General features: G+C 69.4%; 16 protein-coding genes and 1 tRNA gene. 11 read left to right on the forward strand and 6 right to left on the reverse strand.

Going from position 1 to position 17,283, the window contains the following annotated elements; translation table 11 throughout:
* Positions 1–5: 5 nt before the first annotated feature.
* Positions 6–617 (forward strand): protocatechuate 3,4-dioxygenase subunit alpha, encoded by a 612-nt coding sequence (pcaG, locus tag QTI51_RS18470; RefSeq protein ID WP_116909448.1) that lies wholly within the window; start codon positions 6–8, stop codon positions 615–617.
* A gap of 105 nt (positions 618–722) precedes the next feature.
* Here pcaG and QTI51_RS18475 read toward each other — a convergent pair whose 3' ends face one another.
* Entirely contained in the window at positions 723–1,415 is a 693-nt protein-coding gene (locus tag QTI51_RS18475; protein ID WP_116909449.1) for a c-type cytochrome, read from the reverse strand.
* Positions 1,416–1,565: 150 nt separating this feature from the next.
* Between QTI51_RS18475 and QTI51_RS18480 the strand changes: the two genes are divergently transcribed.
* The 8 genes from QTI51_RS18480 to QTI51_RS18515 all read left to right on the forward strand — a co-directional run bounded on the left by QTI51_RS18480 (position 1,566) and on the right by QTI51_RS18515 (position 11,605).
* Positions 1,566–2,420: an AAA family ATPase gene (locus QTI51_RS18480; protein ID WP_093130390.1), complete on the forward strand. Its 855-nt coding sequence runs from the start codon at positions 1,566–1,568 to the stop codon at positions 2,418–2,420.
* A 4-nt stretch (positions 2,421–2,424) separates the two neighbouring features.
* Positions 2,425–2,670: a hypothetical protein gene (locus QTI51_RS18485; protein WP_116909450.1), complete on the forward strand. Its 246-nt coding sequence runs from the start codon at positions 2,425–2,427 to the stop codon at positions 2,668–2,670.
* 61 nt (positions 2,671–2,731) lie between these two features.
* Positions 2,732–3,319: a GNAT family N-acetyltransferase gene (locus QTI51_RS18490; protein ID WP_116909451.1), complete on the forward strand. Its 588-nt coding sequence runs from the start codon at positions 2,732–2,734 to the stop codon at positions 3,317–3,319.
* A 17-nt stretch (positions 3,320–3,336) separates the two neighbouring features.
* Positions 3,337–4,524: a vWA domain-containing protein gene (locus tag QTI51_RS18495; RefSeq protein WP_116909452.1), complete on the forward strand. Its 1,188-nt coding sequence runs from the start codon at positions 3,337–3,339 to the stop codon at positions 4,522–4,524.
* Between the two features lie 109 nt (positions 4,525–4,633).
* Positions 4,634–6,586, forward strand: a complete 1,953-nt coding sequence (locus tag QTI51_RS18500; RefSeq protein WP_116909453.1) for an autotransporter assembly complex protein TamA — start codon at positions 4,634–4,636, stop codon at positions 6,584–6,586.
* Between the two features lie 8 nt (positions 6,587–6,594).
* Entirely contained in the window at positions 6,595–10,734 is a 4,140-nt protein-coding gene (locus QTI51_RS18505) for a translocation/assembly module TamB domain-containing protein (RefSeq protein WP_116909650.1), read from the forward strand.
* Between the two features lie 104 nt (positions 10,735–10,838).
* Positions 10,839–10,913: transfer RNA gene (locus QTI51_RS18510), tRNA-Arg, on the forward strand.
* A 407-nt stretch (positions 10,914–11,320) separates the two neighbouring features.
* Positions 11,321–11,605, forward strand: coding sequence for a hypothetical protein (locus tag QTI51_RS18515; protein WP_132748787.1), 285 nt, complete (start codon positions 11,321–11,323; stop codon positions 11,603–11,605).
* 168 nt (positions 11,606–11,773) lie between these two features.
* On the opposite strand, the gene QTI51_RS18520 is transcribed toward QTI51_RS18515, so the two are convergent.
* Positions 11,774–12,025 carry a hypothetical protein gene (locus QTI51_RS18520; protein WP_116909454.1) on the reverse strand — a complete coding sequence of 84 codons (252 nt, stop codon included), beginning with the start codon at positions 12,023–12,025 and terminating at the stop codon, positions 11,774–11,776.
* A 128-nt stretch (positions 12,026–12,153) separates the two neighbouring features.
* Entirely contained in the window at positions 12,154–12,489 is a 336-nt protein-coding gene (locus tag QTI51_RS18525) for a hypothetical protein (protein WP_132748788.1), read from the reverse strand.
* Positions 12,490–12,805: 316 nt separating this feature from the next.
* Here QTI51_RS18525 and QTI51_RS18530 point away from each other — a divergent pair, with 316 nt between their 5' ends.
* Both QTI51_RS18530 and QTI51_RS18535 read left to right on the forward strand, forming a co-directional pair.
* Positions 12,806–12,994 (forward strand): hypothetical protein, encoded by a 189-nt coding sequence (locus QTI51_RS18530; RefSeq protein WP_116909456.1) that lies wholly within the window; start codon positions 12,806–12,808, stop codon positions 12,992–12,994.
* Positions 12,995–13,169: 175 nt separating this feature from the next.
* Positions 13,170–14,927: a methyl-accepting chemotaxis protein gene (locus QTI51_RS18535; RefSeq protein WP_503011523.1), complete on the forward strand. Its 1,758-nt coding sequence runs from the start codon at positions 13,170–13,172 to the stop codon at positions 14,925–14,927.
* Positions 14,928–14,961: 34 nt separating this feature from the next.
* On the opposite strand, the gene QTI51_RS18540 is transcribed toward QTI51_RS18535, so the two are convergent.
* The 3 genes from QTI51_RS18540 to QTI51_RS18550 all read right to left on the reverse strand — a co-directional run bounded on the left by QTI51_RS18540 (position 14,962) and on the right by QTI51_RS18550 (position 17,282).
* Positions 14,962–15,279: a hypothetical protein gene (locus tag QTI51_RS18540; protein WP_132748790.1), complete on the reverse strand. Its 318-nt coding sequence runs from the start codon at positions 15,277–15,279 to the stop codon at positions 14,962–14,964.
* Positions 15,280–15,393: 114 nt separating this feature from the next.
* Positions 15,394–16,095, reverse strand: coding sequence for an EthD domain-containing protein (locus QTI51_RS18545; RefSeq protein WP_116909458.1), 702 nt, complete (start codon positions 16,093–16,095; stop codon positions 15,394–15,396).
* Entirely contained in the window at positions 16,092–17,282 is a 1,191-nt protein-coding gene (locus tag QTI51_RS18550) for an NADH:flavin oxidoreductase/NADH oxidase (RefSeq protein ID WP_286516025.1), read from the reverse strand. Before QTI51_RS18550 ends, QTI51_RS18545 begins: the two co-directional genes overlap by 4 nt.
* Between the last annotated feature and the right edge of the window lies 1 nt (position 17,283).

The following is a 17,283-nucleotide window of genomic DNA, read 5'->3' on the forward strand; positions in this document are numbered from 1 at the left end:
ACACCATGCCATTGATGACCGCACAGGAAGCCGACTTCGGCCAGACCCCCTCGCAGACCGTGGGCCCCTACTTTGCGTACGGCCTCACCGCCACGCAGTACGGCTACGACTTCGACCAGCCCTTCGACGCCGTGCTCGCGTTGGACAACGCCAGCGGCGAGCGCATTCGCCTGGAAGGCCGCGTGATCGACGGCGACGGCAACCCGATCAACGACGCGCTGGTCGAGATCAGCCAGCCCGACGGCGAAGGCCGCTACCCGCAGACGCCCGACGAGGCACGCGCGCTGGGCTTTCGCGCGTTCGGCCGCGTCGGCACCGGCACCACCGAAGGCAACCGCTTCGTGTTCCACACCGTCAAGCCCGGCGCGCAGGCCCCCGGCGAGGCACCGCACATCAACGTGATCGTGCTCATGCGCGGCCTGCTGCTGCATGCCTTCACGCGCGTGTACTTCGGCGACGAAGCCGCGGCCAACGCGAAGGACGAGGTGCTGCAGAGCGTGCCGGCCGACCGCCGCCACACGCTGGTCGCCGAGCGCGTGGTGCAGGGCGGCGCGGTGAGCTACCGCTTCGACATTCGCATGCAGGGCACGGACGAGACGGCGTTCTTCGACGTCTGACGCACGACACGCTGCGCACGGCTCGGGGAAAACCCGGGCATGAAAAAAGCCCGCTGCAAACGGGCTTTGTTGTATGAGACTGAACCTTCGCTCAGTGCTCAGTGCTCAGTCCACGCGGTGGTGAATGCGCGACTCGGGCACCGTCTTCAGTTCGCCGGGCAGCGAGCTGATGTAGGTGGCCAGCGTCTTCAGCTCGGCGGTGGTGAACTTCTTCTCTTCGACCTGCTGGCCCATCACTGCGTTGGAGCGGCCCAGGTGCGCGTTGTTCTTCACGCGGTACGACTTGAGCGCGACGAACAGGTAGTCGGCGTGCTGGCCGGCCAGCTTGGGAACGGTGCCGTCGTTGGGGGTGTTGAAGTTCGCGCCGTGGCACTTGGTGCAGCTGTTGTCGGCGTTGCGGGTGATGAGCCCTTCGACATTGGCCGGCGTGGCCTTGGCCAGCGTGGCCGGCGGTGCGCTGCCGTCCTTCAGGCCGAGCTGGCTGTAGTAGGCCGCGAGGTCCGCGATGTCTTGCTCGGTGAGCGTGTCGGCAATGGCACGCATAGTGGGGTGCTTGCGGTCGCCGCCCTTGTACGCGGTGAGCGCGGCCGTGATGTAGGTGGCGCTCTGGCCCGCGATCATGGGCACCTTGTGGATCTCTGGGAAGCTGGCCTGGTAGCCGATGATGCCGTGGCAACCCACGCACATCTGTACCTTCTTTGCCCCGTCCTGGGCCTTGCCAGTGACTTGTTGGGCTTCAGCCGAGACCGTCACGCAAGCGACAGCAAGGGCAAACATCGTGGTCAACAACTTGTTCATTTTGCGCGCACAATCTCGTGGAGAGTACAGTTTTTCGAATCAACATTCGATTATAGGCAGGGGTCCTCCGGATCCCTGTGCAGGCCAACCCTAGGCTGCACAACGCGCGTCGAGTGTGTTCTTTTCTCCACCCCAGCTTCCGTCTCACTCATGAAATTCCAGGGCTCAGACAATTACGTCGCCACGCAGGACCTGATGCTCGCGGTCAACGCGGCCATCACCCTCAAACGTCCGCTGCTCGTCAAGGGCGAGCCCGGCACCGGCAAGACCATGCTGGCCGAGGAAGTGGCCCAGTCGCTCGGCCTGCCGCTGCTGCAGTGGCACATCAAGTCGACCACCAAGGCGCAACAGGGCCTGTACGAATACGACGCCGTGAGCCGCCTGCGCGACTCGCAACTGAAGGACGTGGACGGCGGCGAGCGCGTGAAGGACATCCAGAACTACATCGTGAAGGGCGTGCTCTGGCAGGCCTTCACGGCCGACGAGCCGGTGGCGTTGCTGATCGACGAGATCGACAAGGCCGACATCGAATTCCCGAACGACCTGCTGCGCGAAATCGACCGCATGGAGTTCTACTGCTACGAAACGCGCGAGCTCATTCGCGCCAAGCACCGCCCGGTGGTGTTCATCACCTCCAACAACGAGAAGGAGCTGCCCGACGCCTTCCTGCGCCGCTGCTTCTTCCACTACATCAAGTTCCCCGATGCCGAGACGATGAAGCACATCGTCGCCGTGCACTTCCCCGGCCTGAAGCAGGAGCTGCTCACCGCGGCCATGAAGACCTTCTACGACGTGCGCAACCTGCCCGGCCTGAAGAAGAAGCCCTCCACCTCCGAGCTGCTCGACTGGCTCAAGCTGCTGGTGGCCGAAGACATTCCGCTCGAAGCGCTGCAGAGCAAGGACGACAAGGTCGCCGTGCCGCCGCTGGTGGGCGCGCTGCTGAAGAACGAACAGGACGTGACGCTCTTCGAGAAGCTCGTCTTCATGCAACGCAACAACCGCTAGGCCCATGAGCCGACAACCCCACTCCACCAGGCAACTGATGAAGCTGGGCATTGCCCAGGCGGTGCTCTTCGTGGTGGGCGCGCTGCTCGGGCGCGGGCTCGGGCTGCTGCTCGGGCTCGACGCCTTCGGTGCCGGCGGCTACGGCAAGCGCGAGATCTTCGGCATTGCGCTGGTCGGCCTGGGCGGCGGCGCCGGGGCGCAGGCGGCACGCCTCTGGTACGTGCACAAGTACGGCGACCCCAGGGCCTGAAGCCGACCGCGTTCCCGCAGCAGTCCACAGCAGTCCCCCGAGCAACCGAGAGAGTTTTGAAATGGCGTTCGTCGAACCCGTCACGCTGAAGGCCCGCGGCATCGCGCTGGTGCCGCTGGCGCTGGCCCATGAAGAAGGCCTGCGCGCCGCGGCCGCCGACGGCGAGCTGTGGAAGCTGCGCGTCACCTCCGTGCCCGAGCCGCAAGACACGCGCGCCTACATCGAGACCGCGCTCGGCACCACCGACCGCTTCGCCTTCGCCGTGACCGACGAGGCCACCGGCACCGTGCTCGGCAGCACCAGCTTCCACGACATGCTGCCGGCGGTGAAGCGCGTGGAAATCGGCTACACGTGGTACGCCGCGCGCTGCCAGCGCACGCACGTCAACACCACCTGCAAGCTGCTGATGCTCACGCACGCCTTCGACGCGCTGGGCTGCCACGTGGTGGGCTGGCGCACCGACAACTTCAACTTCGCCTCGCAGCGCGCCATCGAGCGGCTGGGCGCGAAGCGCGACGGCGTGATCCGCGGCAACGCGATGCGCCGCGACGGCACCATCCGCGACACCTTCATGTACAGCCTGCGCGCGGGCGAGTGGCCCGAGGTGCGCGCGCAGCTGCTGTACCTGCTCGACAAGCCCCGCGCCTGAAACCAAAGGAGCGCCCCATGCTCATCGACTTCTTCTACACCCTGCGTTCGGCCAAGCTGCCGGTGTCGGTCAAGGAATACCTCACGCTGCTCGAGGCCCTGCAGGCCGACGTGGTGGGGCCCAACTCCGACGGCGCCTACGGCATCGACGACTTCTACTACCTCTCGCGCACCGCGCTCGTGAAGGACGAGAAGCACTACGACAAGTTCGACCGCGCCTTCGCCGCCTACTTCAAGGGCGTGGAGATGCTCACCGACTTCACCAAGGAAGTGCCGCTCGACTGGCTGAAGAAAACGCTGGAGCGCGAGTTCACGGCCGAAGAAAAAGCCAAGATCGAGAAGATGGGCTGGGACGAGCTCATGGAAACGCTCAAGAAGCGCTTCGAGGAGCAGAAGGAACGCCACGAGGGCGGCAGCAAGTGGATCGGCACCGGCGGCACCTCGCCCTTCGGCAACGGCGGCTACAACCCGCAGGGCATCCGCATCGGCGGCGCCGGCAAGAACAAGAGCGCGGTGAAGGTATGGGACCAGCGCGCCTACAAGGACTACGACGACACGCAGGAGCTGGGCACGCGCAACATCAAGGTGGCGCTGCGCCGGCTGCGCAAGTTCGCGCGCGAAGGCAACGTGGAAGAGCTGGACCTGGACGACACCATCCACTCGACCGCGGCCAACGCCGGCTACCTCGACATCAAGATGCGGCCCGAGCGCCACAACAACGTGAAGGTGCTGCTGCTGATGGACGTGGGCGGCACCATGGACGAGCACATCGCGCGGGTGGAAGAACTCTTCTCGGCCGTGAAGACCGAGTTCAAGCACCTGGAGTTCTTCTACTTCCACAACTGCGTGTACGACTTCATGTGGAAGAACAACAAGCGCCGCTTCTCCGAGAAGTTCGCCACCTGGGACATCCTGCGCAAGTACAACAAGGACTACAAGCTGATCTTCGTGGGCGATGCCACGATGAGCCCTTACGAAATCTTGCAACCCGGCGGCAGCGTTGAATACAACAACGAAGAAGCCGGCGCCGAGTGGATCCAGCGGCTCACGCACACCTTTCCCAAGTTCGCGTGGATCAACCCCGAGCCGCAGGGCGTGTGGCAGTACCGCCAGAGCATCGGCGTGATGCAGCAGCTGATGTCCAACCGCATGTACCCGCTGACCCTGCGCGGCCTCGAAGAGGCGATGCGGATGCTGTCGAAGTAGCTTTCGAGGCACGGCAGGGCCAGGCATGGCCGAGCATGACGAGTAGGACGAAGCCGGCGATCTCGCGGGGCCTTCAGGAACCGCCGGTGCTTGCTGTCAGAATCCGCCCATGGTCAGGGCGGTATCCGTTTCTTCGCCGGCGTGGTGGCCGGCTTTGTTTTTTTCAGGCGTCCTGCTTCTGCAAGGCTGCAGCCTGCTGCCGGGAAAAGGCAAGGACCCGGCCGAAGGCCAGCCCGTGGCGGGCCTGGTTCGCGGCGGTTCGGCCGACACGGCCGAAAGCAAAGATGGCGGCAAGGACGACGACAAGGCCGACAAGGCCAGGACCGACAAGCGCGACGCCTTCACCGTCGACGTGCGCGGCCCCGAGGACGTGCGCGACTACCTCAAGCTGCACCTCGAGATCCAGCGCTACCGCGAACTCGACGACCTGGGCGCCACCGAAATCTCCCGCCTCATGGTGGCCGCCGAGGCCAACGCCCGCGAGCTGCTCGGCACCCTGGGCTACTTCACGCCCACGCTGACGCTGGAGCTCAACGAAACGCCGCAGGGCACCAAGGCCCCCAGAGAAATCGTCATCACCGTGTCGCCAGGCGACATCACCAAGGTGAGCAACGTGCAGATCAGCTACGCCGGCCCCATTGCCGACGACGCCAGCGCCGAGGCGCAGCGCGACAGCATCCGCACCAACTGGGCCCTTCGCGCGGGCCAGCCCTTTACCCAGCAGGCCTGGGACGAGGCCAAGACCACCGCGCTGCGCAGCCTCACGGCCAAGCGCTTTCCCACCGGCAACATCGAGCTGAGCCGCGCCGAGGTCGATGCCGACCGCCACGAGGCGCGGCTGAACGCGACCTACCAGTCGGGCCCGGCATACAAGTTCGGCCCGCTGGTGCTGCGCGGCATCCAGCGCTACGACCCCGACGGCGCGCGCCGCATCGCGCGCCTGCCCAGCGGGCAGGACTACGACCAGCAGAAGCTGCTCGACGCGCAGCAGCGCCTGGCCAGCAGCGGCTACTACGACTCCGTGTTCCTCACGCTGGACACCGAAAGCGGCAACCCGCTGGCCGCGCCCGTCATCGCGCAGCTGCGCGAGGCGCCGCTGCAGAAGGTGGTGGCCGGCGTGGGCTTCACCACCGACAACGGCCCGCGCCTGTCGCTCGACCATATTCATAACCAGGTGCCGCTGCTGGGCTGGCGCGCCGTGTCGCGGCTTTCGCTCGACCGCGACATCAAGTCGCTGAGCACCGAGCTCAAGGCCATTCCCGACGACCGCGGCTGGCAATGGTTCACCGGCGCCGAGCTCAAGAGCGAGCAGTCGGGCAGCTACGTGGTCGACAGCGGCCGGCTGCGCGGCGGGCGCAGCAAGGCCAGCGACCACATCGACCGCAGCTACTTCCTGCAGTACGACTACGCGCAGAACCGCGGCATCGACGCGCCGCCCTCGGCCTCCGCCGTGACCGCCAACTGGGGCTGGACCGGCCGCTACTTCGACGACAACGCCGCCCCCACGCGCGGCTACGGCCTGGCGCTGGAAGTGGCCGCGGGCTACACGCTGACCGGCGAGCAGGTGCCCTTCACGCGCACCTACGCGCGCTGGCTCGGCGTGGTGCCGCTGGGCTCCGCCGACGACAAGGAAAGCCGCGCGCGCCGCAGCCGCCTGCAACTGCGCGTGGAAGCGGGCGCCGTCGCCGCGAAAGACAGCGCGCAGATTCCCTCCACGCTCATGTTCCTCACCGGCGGCGACACCACCGTGCGCGGCTACAGCTACAAGCAGATCGGCACCGTGCGCCCCGACGGGCAGATCGTGGCCGGCCGCTACCTGGGCGTGATGAGCGCCGAGTGGCAGCGCCCCTTCGTCTACAAGGACAAGCTCACCGCCTGGGAGAGCGTGATGTTCGTCGACGCCGGCGCCGTGGCCGACAAGCCCGGCGAGCTCAAGCCCAAGGTCGGCGTGGGCGTGGGCGCGCGCTGGCGCAGCCCCGTGGGCCCGGTGCAGGCCGACCTGGCCTACGGCGTGGACACGAAGAAGTTCCGCCTGCACTTTCGCCTCGGCTTCACTTTCTGATGGCCTCGATGCAGAACGACGCCGACACCCACCCGACGCCTGAGCTCACGCCGTCGCAGACACCGACACCGGTCCCCCCCGCCGTGCGCCGCTCGCGCGCACGCCGCGCCGCGCGCGCGTTCGCCTGGACCGTGACCGCCCTGCTGCTCGTGGTGCTCCTGCTGGCCGCGGGCGCGTGGTGGTACCTGGGCTCCAACAAGTCGCTGGCCTTCGCGCTCGCGCAGGCCGCGCAGCGGCTGCCCGCCGGCCAGACGCTGGAAAGCCGCGACGTGACCGGCTCGCTGCGCACCGGCGGCCACATCGGCTGGCTCAAGTACCAGAGCGAGAGCATTGCCGTGGAGGTGAACGACGCCACCATTGGCTGGCAACTGGCGCCGCTGTTCCAGCGCAAGGTGCAGCTCGGCGAAGTGCATGCGAAGCAGGTGCTCATTGAAAAGCGCGGCGCGCCCGGCACCGAGCCCACGAAGCCGCTGGAGCAGATCGTGCTGCCGGTGGAGGTCGAGCTGCCGTTCCGCATCGACGAGGTGCGCTGGGCCGGCCCGCCGGTGCTGCAGGCGCTGAACCTGTCGGGCACCTATACCTTCAACAAGGCCTCCGAGCACGCGCTGGAGGTCAAGGGCGTGGACATTGCCGACGGCCACTACAGCGCCCGCGTGAAGCTGCAGGGCCCCGCGCCCATGGCCATCGACGCCGCGCTCGACGGCCGCGTGAAAGCGCCGCTGGCCGAGGACCACCAGATCGACGTGCTGGCCGCGGCCACCGTCAAGGGCACGCTCGCCACCGCCGACGCGCGGCTGCAGGTGGCCGCCGAGCTGAAGCCCGCCGAGGAAAACGCCGACGCCCCCATGGAAGCCAGGCTGCAGGCGCAGATCGCGCCCTGGCTGCCCCAGCCGGTGATCGACGCCAAGGCCGACCTGCGCAACGTCGATGCGTCGAGCCTGTGGCCCGGCGCGCCGCAGACGCAGCTGACCGGCACCGTCGAGCTGCAACCCGACGCCGACACCGGCCCCGCCGCATGGAAGGCATCGGCCGACATCCGCAACGCCCTGCCCGGCCCGTGGGACCAGGAGAAGCTGCCCGTGGAGCAGGTGCAGGCCAAGGTCGGCTTCGACGGCACGAACTGGACCTTTCCCGAAGCCACCGTGCGCGCGGGCGGCGGGCGCATCGACGCGGCCGGCAAGTGGAGCCCCGCGCCGTCGCCCTGGCAGGCCCAGGCCACCGTGCGCGGCGTGCGGCCCGGCGCGCTGTACACCGAGCTGTCGGGCGCGCCCGTGAGCGGCACGCTCAAGGCCGAGCAGGTCGACAGCACCATCACCTTCGACGCCGCCCTGCGCGCCGAAGGGGGCGCGGGCAGCAAGGCGCTGCCCGGCTTCGCGCTCGACCGCGCGCTGGCCCAGGGCCAGTGGAAAGACCAGGTGCTCGACCTGCGCACGCTGCGCATCGAGGCCCAGCGCGCCAGCGTCGACGGCAAGCTGCAGGTGCGCGTGGCCGAGCAGGCCGCCAGCGGCAAGCTCGCGCTGGTGCTGCCGGGCGGCAGCGCGCAAGTGGAAGGCCGCATTGCCCAGACATCGGGCGGCGGCGACATCAAGGCCAGCATCGACGACGCCGACACCCTGCAGCGCTGGGTGCAGGGCCTGCCCGGGCTCTCGGGCGTGTTCGCCGGCGCCAGCGCCAAGGGCTCGGCCAAGCTGGACGCCAGCTGGCAGGGCGGCTGGCAGACCATTCAGCGCCGGCTCGAGAACGCCAACGCGCCCGCGCAGCGCGGCATCACCGAGCCCAGCCTGAAGGCGATGCTCGGCGTGCCGCGGCTGGACCTGACGCTGCCCGCGACCCCGGCCCCGGCCAACGCAACGGCCACCGCCGTGCCCACTGTCGTGCAACTGAAAGACCTGCGCGCCGACCTGGCCGGCAGCCTCGCGCAGGCCACGCTCACGCTCAAGGGCGAAGCCGCCACCGGCACGCAGAAGATCAACATCGACACCCGCGCCAGCGGCGGCATTGCCGGCCCCGGCCAATGGCGCGCCGCGCTGGCCAGCCTGAAGCTGCAGGCGGCGGACAGCGCCCGCCCCGGCGACCCGTGGGTGGTGGAGCTGGGCCGCGAGGTGACGGCCACCATCCGCAGCACCACAGGGAATGCGCCGCGGCTCGACGTGGAAGCCTCCGCCGCCACGGCCACGCTGCGCGGCCCCGTGCCCGGCACCGTGCGCATCGAGTGGCAGCCGCTGCGTTTCAGCCAGAGCGGCGCGGCGCCCAACCGCGTGTTCCGCGTGCAGTCGAAGGGCGAGCTCAAGGGCCTGCCCATGGCCTGGGCCGGCGCGCTGGGCGCCAACGCCACGCTGGGCGAATACGGCATCAGCGGCGACCTGATGTTCGACGGCGACTGGGACATCGACGCCGCCGACACCCTGCGCGCCAAGGTGCGCATCGCGCGCCAGAGCGGCGACATTCGCGTGCAGGCCGGCGAGGCCGCGCTGGTGACGCGCATCGTGAGCACCGGCACGGGCACCGCCAGCGAACGCACCATGAACGCAGCCACCGCCAACGGCGACGCCCCCAGCACCCCCGCCGGCCTGCGCCAGGCCGAGCTGCGGCTGGACGCCGAAGGCGAAGCCGTGCGCGCCACCCTGGCCTGGGACAGCGAGCGCGCCGGCAAGATCGACGCCGACATCAACACCCGCGTGCAGCAGCGCGCCGGCGGCTGGCAGTGGGCGCCCGACGCGCCGCTGGGCGGCACCATCAGGGCCGCGCTGCCCAACCTGGGCGTGTGGTCGATGCTGGCCCCGCCGGGCTGGCGCATCGCCGGCACGCTGGACGCCAGCGCCACCCTGTCGGGCAACCGCGCCGTGCCGCGCTGGAACGGCACCCTGGGCGCCGACAAGCTCGCGCTGCGCGCCCCGGTCGAAGGGCTGGACCTGCGCGACGGCCGCCTGCGCGCCACGCTGAGCGGCGACAGCGTGCAGATCACCGAATTCACCCTGAAGGGCGGCGCCGGCAGCACCGCGCGCATTGCCGGCCAGAGCGGCAACCGCAGCACCGCCGCCAGCGAGGCCCGCACCGACGGCGGCACCCTCTCGGCCAGCGGCAGCATGAACTGGGGGCCCGCCAGCGGTGCCGCATCGGGCATTCGCATGGCGCTGCAGGGCCAGCTGCGCGGCCTGCGCGTGCTGGTGCGCACCGACCGGCAGGTCACGCTATCGGGCGACCTGCAGGCGGGGCTGGACAACGGCCAGTTCCGCGTGCGCGGCAAGCTGCGCACCGACCGCGCCGTCATCATCCTGCCCGACGAGACCGCGCCCAGCCTGGGCAGCGACGTGGTCGTGCGCTCCGCCGCCAAGGACCGCGAGGCTGCCGAGGCCGCCCAGCGCGACGCGGCCCGTGCGCAGGCGCAAGCCGCGCAGGACGCCAAGGCCCCCACCGCGCAGACCGCCAAGCCCCCGGACATCGTCGTCAACTTCGACCTGGGCGACGACTTTGCCGTGCAGGGCCGCGGCATCACCACCCGGCTGGAGGGCGACCTCGAAATTCGCAGCACCAGGCTCAACGCCCCGCCGCGCATCACCGGCGAGGTGAAGACCGTGAAGGGCCAGTACCGCGCCTACGGCCAGCAGCTCGACGTGGAAACCGGCGTGGCCCGCTTCAACGGCCCGTTCGACAACCCGGCGCTCGACATCCTCGCGATTCGCCCGAACCTGTCGCAGCGCGCGGGCGTGCAAATCACGGGCAGCGCGCAGTCGCCGCGCGTGAAGCTGTATTCGGAGCCCGCGCTGTCCGATGCCGAAACGCTGTCGTGGGTCATCCTGGGCCGCGCCTCGGCCACCAGCGGCGGCGAGTCGGCCTTGCTGCAGCAGGCCGCGCTGTCGCTCATCGGCAAGATCGGCGGCAGTGGCAGCGGCGGCAGCCTGGCCAGCCGCTTCGGCCTGGACGAGCTGGGCTTCAAGGGCCCGGGCAGCGGCGGCGACCTGCGCGAATCGGCGGTCACGCTGGGCAAGCGGCTGTCGAAGGACTTCTACCTGACCTACGAACGCAGCCTGGGCGGCACCTTCGGCACCATCTTCATCTTCTACGACCTGACGACCAAGCTCACGCTGCGCGGGCAGGCGGGGCAGACGAGCGGGGTGGACCTGATCTATACGGTGAAGTACGACTGAGGTCGCGGGCGAGGCGCTTCAAGCTGGTAAAGTGCGGGCCGCTGCCGGCCCCGACAAACTTCTTCGTCAACGAGGGCCACGCCTGCCACGGCAGGCACCACACAGCGTCCATAGTTCAACGGATAGAACGGGCCCCTCCTAAGGGCCAGATGGGGGTTCGATTCCCTCTGGACGCACCAAGGCTCCCGCAGGAGCCTTTTTCACGGCGTCAAAAACGGCGTCAGAACGGCGCTAGAAACGGCGTCAAAACCAGCGCCGCAGCGTCTACAAAAGTCAGCCTTTGTGACCCCGCGCCAGCGCGCAGCACTTACCCGGCCATTTCGAGAACTACTGGGCATTTGCGTTTCCCGCGCCGCGCCGTTCGTCTCTAAAGTGGGTGCCCTCACCACCCAAAGTCTCGCCCCGCGGGACAAGGAGCGCATCACCCTCGAGCACTTGAACGAACAGACCGCCTGCCTTGCAGCGGGTCGCCGATGCCCACTGGCAAAGGCGCGAATGCAAGGTATCAAAAGGCGACGGCCGGGGCGCAATCAACACCCCGGCCGTCTAACCAACGAAGTGCCCAACCGTCAAAAGGAAGCACCCCATGGCTACCCCAAATATAGCCCGCCCCTCCACGCCCGTACCCGCCGCTGGAGACCCCCCGGACCCCTGGAGCACGCTCGAGGAAAAGAGCACCCAGCTTCACTCGCTGCTGTGCTACTGCCACGGCGGCCCGCCGGGCCAGGAAGACGCGGGCCCCGTGCACCGCGACAACGTGTTCTGGCTGGCCTCCGAGCTCGCGAAGGAAGTGATGGACCTGATTCAGGTCTGCGCGCCGCGCGGGGGCAAGGCCGACCAGACCGACAAAGCCGACCAGAGCGGCAAGTAGCGGCGCAAGGTACCCCGGCAGCCTTCAATCGCCCACCACCGTGGCCCTGAAGGCTCTCCCCGGCCCGTCTCAAGAACGGTGGGTCGGGGAGTTCGAAAGACGCGATTCACAGGCTGCAAAAGCTCGCACAACCCCGCACAACCCCGCACACCCCCGCGCCCCCCGAATTCAGGGCCGCTGCCGCCACGGCTGGTGCGCCGCGTTGTCGGAGCGCACGCTCACGAACTGGCTGGCCCGCAGCTTCACGCGCGCCACGGCGGCGTCGAGCGACGGCTGCGCCATGATCACCAGCTCCCCGCGCCGCAAGCCGTCCCGCGCGATCTCGGCCACGCCCGCATAGCCGCCGCTGGCGCCCTGCTTGAAGTGGAACGAGCAAGACCAGCCGCCTTGCAGGTCGACGGAAATGGGAGGTGGGGTCAAGGGGTGGAGCGTGCCTCGGAGCCCTTCGCCGCGATGCGCGGGGAGGGCCTTTTTGCATTGTTTTTTTCGCGCCCCAGTGTCGCCGCCGCATCCCCGGCGTCCATCCCATGAACGGGGGAGTGCGGGCCCTACCCGATGCTCGCCGCAGCCTCGCGCGCGCCCAGCCGGAACACGAAGCGCTGCGCCTTCGGGTTGCTCAGCAGCGGCCGGGCGACGCGGTCCGCATGCGCGTGCGCGTAGTGCCAGCGCTTGGCCGATTCCAGCTCCTCGTCGGTGAGCAGGCCGGTGCCGGCTTCGGCCGCGGCGGCGCGAAACGACGAGATCAGGTCGAGCGCGTTGTCGAACTGCTCTTCCAGCAGCGACAGGTACACCTGCGCTGCAACCATGTAGTCCCGGACGGTGGCCGGCTCGCCCTCCATCTGGACGAAAAAAATCCGTCCCGAGGACGTGATCGCGGTTCTCATGAATTTCGGATAGCGGAAATTGCGGTTTTTGTTCTGCGCGCCGCGGAGGCTGCGGTGCGTGTCGAAGGTGGGAGAGGGTCCGCGGCGCGCGATCAGCGAGACCCGCGGGACCCTCCTCCGACAGAACTACGCACAACGAAGCCAAATGGATTCACTCGCAATCACCAACCAGGTGAAATTTCTACGGAAACCCGTGATGTAGAAATTTTCGTTAACGCCCAGAATCCGCGCACTTTCACTGCGGCAACCAGAGACAACCCTCGCGCTCACGTAGCCGGGGGACGGTGCACGCAGACACCCCACCTGGAGTTTCCTGATGAAGGCCTTGAGTGCCTGCCCGTGCGAGCCCGTTCACCTGGCGCGCGTTCCCCGGCGCACCTGGATGCGTTTGCTCCCCTGGCTTCGCCATTACCAGTGCCAGCAGTGCGGCAAGTTCAAGCTGGCGAAACCGCGCGAGGTGGACAACGCCCGCGCGCTGGAAGCCTCGCACCGCGCGGGGCGCTGAGGCGCGCGTTTTCGTGTCCACGTGTTTGTGTCAGCACGCTGAACGCCCCTTCGCGCCCGGGCGGTAAGCGGCGGCGTCAAGGGCTGGTCACAGGGCGGCGCTCCAATGCGGGGCGGGAACCCTCCCCTGCCCTCATGACCGCTCCCGGCCGCAGCCGCCGGGGCGCACCGCCTTCGTGACACCACACCTTCGCACCCCCGGCACCGCGCCTACGTCCTCTTTCCGCACAAGCTCTTTCCATACATCCTCTTCCCGGACAGCTTCCGCCCCCGCCGCGCGCCCCCGCAACATCCTCGGTCGCCGCCTGCTGGCCACCTTCGGCGTCGTGCTGCTGCTCACGCTGGCGGGCTCGGGCATCGGCATCTGGTCGCTGGCCAAGGTGGACGACGCCACGCGCGACGCCATCCAGGAGCACGGCGTGTCCGAGCGGCTGGTGGTCGACGCCTACCGCCTGCAGGCCATCAACGCCGAGCGCTACAAGGCGATGGCGCTGAGCTCCGAGCCCGAGGTGGGCGAGATCCTGTCGGCCGACATCCAGGCCACCGCCACGCAATACAACGACCTGCTCAAGCAGGTGGGCGAGCGCCTGCAGGACGACGCCGACCGCGCCCTGCTCGCGCAGGCCGACACCGCCGCCAAGGACTTCGCCGCCGCGGTGAAAGAGCTGGTGGCCGCCCGCGATTCGGGCCTGACCGAGCGCATCCGCAACGTGTACGCGCAGCGCTTCCAGCCCAGCTCGGCCGCGTTGCTGGCCGCGGTAGCCAGGCTGGCCCAGTCGCAGCGCGCGGCCATCGACGCGGCCGGGGTGCGCATCGCCGAGCTGAGCGCGTCGGCGCGGCTGGCGCTGGTGCTCTTCGGCGCCACCGCCCTGCTGCTGGGCGCGGTGCTGGCGCAGTGGCTGGTGCGCAGCATCGGCCGGCCGATTCGCGCGGCCAACGAAACCGCCGAGCGCGTGGCCAGCCTCGACCTGCGGCAAGACATTGAAGGCCACGCGCGCGACGAGGCCGGCCAGATGCTGCTGGCGCTGGGCGCGATGCAGGGCGCGCTGCGCGAGCTGGTGCTGCGAGTGCGCGAGTCGGTGCAGAACGTGCGCACCGCCGCCAGCGACATGGCGCAGGGCAACACCGACCTGTCGGCACGCACCGAAGACGCCGCGGCCAGCCTGCAGCAGACCGCGGCGGCGCTGGAGCAGGTGATGCGCAACGTGCAGCACGCCAGCGAGGCCGCGCACCAGGCCGAGCAGCTCGCCGGCGCCGCCGCCGCGGTGGCGGCGCAGGGCGGCGAGGTGGTCTCGCAGGTGGTGCACACCATGCAGGACATTCACCGCGCCTCGCACAAGGTGGCCGACATCACCAGCGTGATCGACGGCATCGCGTTCCAGACCAACATCCTCGCGCTCAATGCCGCGGTGGAGGCCGCGCGCGCGGGCGACGCGGGGCGCGGCTTTGCGGTGGTGGCGTCGGAGGTGCGGCAGCTGGCCACGCGCTCGGCCGCGGCGGCGCGCGAGATCAAGGGGCTCATCGACAACTCGGTGCAGCGCATCGAGGCGGGCACGGTGCTGGCCGACAACGCGGGCCAGACCATGGGCCGCATCGTGGCGTCGATCGGCCAGGTGGCGGGCACGGTGAGCGCCATCACCGCGTCCACGCAGTCGCAGATGCAGGACATCGGGCAGATCAACACCGCCGTCACCCGGCTGGACCAGATGACGCAGCAGAACTCGGCCATGGTCGAGGCCTCGGCCGCGGCCTCGCAGGGGCTGCGCGACCAGGCGCGCAACCTGGACGCGCTGATCAGCCAGTTCGTTCTGCCGGGCGATGCGGAGGTGCGTGCCGTGGCAGGGAACGAGGCCGAGGTCGAATGGATGCCGGCTCGGCCGGACGTGCCGGCGCGCGCGGCGCGCGTTCAGGGCAAGCGCCTGCTGCCGGTCTAGCCCGGCAGCTTCGCGGATTCGCCAGATTCGTTTTTCAGCGAATCAGGTCCATCGACGCGATCTGCGGCGACACCTTGGCGGCCGTGGCGGTCAGCAGCCGGCCATTCGATTCCTTCCAGCACATCACGCCCAGCGTGCCCGAGCCCAGCCGGCCGGGCTGCTGGATCGACACGGCCTTCCACCCCTTGCAGGCACCGCCCACGGTGCTCGGCCGGTCGAGAAACACGTACTCCGTGCCCGCATCGACCTGCATGGCGCCGACCACGCCGGGCGGGAACGGCTTGCGCGTCTGGGCCGATGCCGAACACGCGGCCACGGCCATGACCAGCGCCACGAAAAAGATCCGACCCATGCGTGCCTCCATGCTGAGGCCCGATGGTGCCAGACGGTGCCAGACGGTGCCAGACGGTGCCAGATGGTACGAGGGCCTCCGCAAGCAGCCGCGAACGCCCCGGCATTCGCCCCGCTACACCACCCGGTGCTCTTCCACCACGAAGGCCGTGATCTCCGCCAGGAAGGTGAGCGCATGCGCCATCGTCACCTGCCCTTGCGGCGAGGCGAAGGCGGCGTTCAGCGTGTCGGTGTTCTCGAACCACAGCTCCACGATGCCGTCGATGGGCAGCTCGGGGTAGCCGCACGGCGTGCCCTTCACGAACTCGCGCGCGGTCACCACGTTCTGCCGGTAGCCGCTCACGCCGGGCATGCGGCGCACGTGGTCGGCATGCACCTTCCATTCGCGGCGAAAGTCTTCCTCGGTCTGCGCGACCGGGCGGCGCAGCAGCGAGATGCGCTTGAGCAGCCCTTCGGGCCTGGGCGGCAGCGCGATGACTTCGCTCTGCGCCACGCTCACGATGTGCAGGCCGCCCAGAAAGTGTTCTTCGTCGGCGCGAATGGCCGCGGCCAGTTCGCCGCTGTGGAAGGCCGCGTTCGCCTGCGCGGCCTCGTCGAAGCGCAGCTGCGAAAAGCCGTCGAAGTCCCACGGGCCGCGCGCAAAGTCGATGCCGCGCTGCAGCCGGTCGACCACCAGGTTCTGCCGGTAGGCGCGCAGCGTGGGCAGCTGCGCGACCAGCGGGCCGTGGCTGTCGCGCCAGTGGGTGCGAAAGGCTGCGTCGGTCCACTCGGGCTTCTTGCGGATCAGGCCCATGCGCAGGGTCGTCGGTTCGGTCATCGGTCGGTCTCCTTGTTGCTTTCCATCTCGGCTTCCGCGCGGGCACGCGCCAGGCCCGGCGCGCGCTTGGCGAGCCACACGCCGTGGCGCACGGGCCAGCGCTCGAAGCCCGGGTCCGCGCCCAGCGCGGCGGCGGCGTGGTGCGGCCAGTAGGGGTCGAACAGCGCCTCGCGGCCCAGCGCGATCAGGTCGGCCTGCCCCGCCTCGAGCACGGCCTCGGCCTGCTGCGCGTCGACGATCATTCCGACCGCCTGCGTGGGCACCTGCGCCTCGCGCCGTATGCGCTCCGAGAACGGCACCTGAAAGCCCAGGCCGCGCGGCACGGGCAGCGCGCGCGTCTCTTCGGTGAGCCCGCCCGACGAGCAGTCGATGACGTCCACGCCGCAGCGCTTGAGCTCGCGCGCGAGCACCACGGAATCGTCGAGGCCCCAGCCGTCCAGGGTGCCGTCGACCGCCGACAGCCGGCAGAACAACGGCTTGCCCGCGGGCCAGGCGGCACGCACGCGCGTCGCGATTTCCAGCGCCAGCCACATGCGGTTCTCGCGGCTGCCCCCGAGCGCGTCGCCGCGGTGGTTGGCGTTGGGCGAGAGAAAGCTCGCGACCAGGTAGCCGTGGCCGAAGTGCAGCTCGACCACGTCGAAGCCGGCCTTGTCGGCGCGCACCGTGGCATCGACGAAATGCCTCACGACCGAGGCGATGCCGTCGGCATCGAGCGCGCGCGGCGCCGACCAGCCGGGCCCGGCGGCCAGCGCGCTGGGGCCCAGGCGCTCCCACGGCTCGTCGTCGGCGGCCATGCGCGCGTCGCTCAACGCGGCGCCGCCCTCCCACAGCGGCTCGCTGCCTGCCTTGCGCCCCGCGTGCGCCAGCTGCACGCCAATGGCGCTGCCCTGCGCGTGCACGAAATCGACCACGGCCTTCAGCGGCGCGATCTGGCTGTCTTTCCACAGCCCGAGGTCGGCCGTGCCGATGCGCCCGCGCGGATCGACCGCGGTGCTCTCGGTGAGGATGAGGCCGGCGCCCCCCAGCGCAAACTTGCCCAGGTGCACCATGTGCCACGGCGTGGCGTGGCCGCGCTCGGCGGCGTGCTGGCACATCGGCGAGATGACGACGCGGTTGGCGAGCGTGAGCTCGCGCAGCTTCAGGGGCTGGAACAGCAGGGGCATGGCATCGGGCATGGCAGCAGGCATG

The sequence above is a fragment of the Variovorax sp. J22G73 genome (assembly GCF_030317035.1).
Lineage (GTDB): Bacteria > Pseudomonadota > Gammaproteobacteria > Burkholderiales > Burkholderiaceae_C > Variovorax.

What these genes read in the sequence shown, in the direction of transcription:
- QTI51_RS18500 (WP_116909453.1), top strand. Translation starts at nt 4,634, where the DNA reads ATGGTCAGGGCGGTATCCGTTTCTTCGCCGGCGTGGTGGCCGGCTTTG.
- pcaG (WP_116909448.1), top strand. Translation starts at nt 6, where the DNA reads ATGCCATTGATGACCGCACAGGAAGCCGACTTCGGCCAGACCCCCTCG.
- QTI51_RS18525 (WP_132748788.1), bottom strand. Translation starts at nt 12,489, where the DNA reads ATGAGAACCGCGATCACGTCCTCGGGACGGATTTTTTTCGTCCAGATG.
- QTI51_RS18545 (WP_116909458.1), bottom strand. Translation starts at nt 16,095, where the DNA reads ATGACCGAACCGACGACCCTGCGCATGGGCCTGATCCGCAAGAAGCCC.
- QTI51_RS18530 (WP_116909456.1), top strand. Translation starts at nt 12,806, where the DNA reads ATGAAGGCCTTGAGTGCCTGCCCGTGCGAGCCCGTTCACCTGGCGCGC.
- QTI51_RS18515 (WP_132748787.1), top strand. Translation starts at nt 11,321, where the DNA reads ATGGCTACCCCAAATATAGCCCGCCCCTCCACGCCCGTACCCGCCGCT.
- QTI51_RS18485 (WP_116909450.1), top strand. Translation starts at nt 2,425, where the DNA reads ATGAGCCGACAACCCCACTCCACCAGGCAACTGATGAAGCTGGGCATT.
- QTI51_RS18550 (WP_286516025.1), bottom strand. Translation starts at nt 17,282, where the DNA reads ATGCCTGCTGCCATGCCCGATGCCATGCCCCTGCTGTTCCAGCCCCTG.
- QTI51_RS18505 (WP_116909650.1), top strand. Translation starts at nt 6,595, where the DNA reads ATGCAGAACGACGCCGACACCCACCCGACGCCTGAGCTCACGCCGTCG.
- QTI51_RS18475 (WP_116909449.1), bottom strand. Translation starts at nt 1,415, where the DNA reads ATGAACAAGTTGTTGACCACGATGTTTGCCCTTGCTGTCGCTTGCGTG.
- QTI51_RS18495 (WP_116909452.1), top strand. Translation starts at nt 3,337, where the DNA reads ATGCTCATCGACTTCTTCTACACCCTGCGTTCGGCCAAGCTGCCGGTG.
- QTI51_RS18490 (WP_116909451.1), top strand. Translation starts at nt 2,732, where the DNA reads ATGGCGTTCGTCGAACCCGTCACGCTGAAGGCCCGCGGCATCGCGCTG.
- QTI51_RS18540 (WP_132748790.1), bottom strand. Translation starts at nt 15,279, where the DNA reads ATGGGTCGGATCTTTTTCGTGGCGCTGGTCATGGCCGTGGCCGCGTGT.
- QTI51_RS18480 (WP_093130390.1), top strand. Translation starts at nt 1,566, where the DNA reads ATGAAATTCCAGGGCTCAGACAATTACGTCGCCACGCAGGACCTGATG.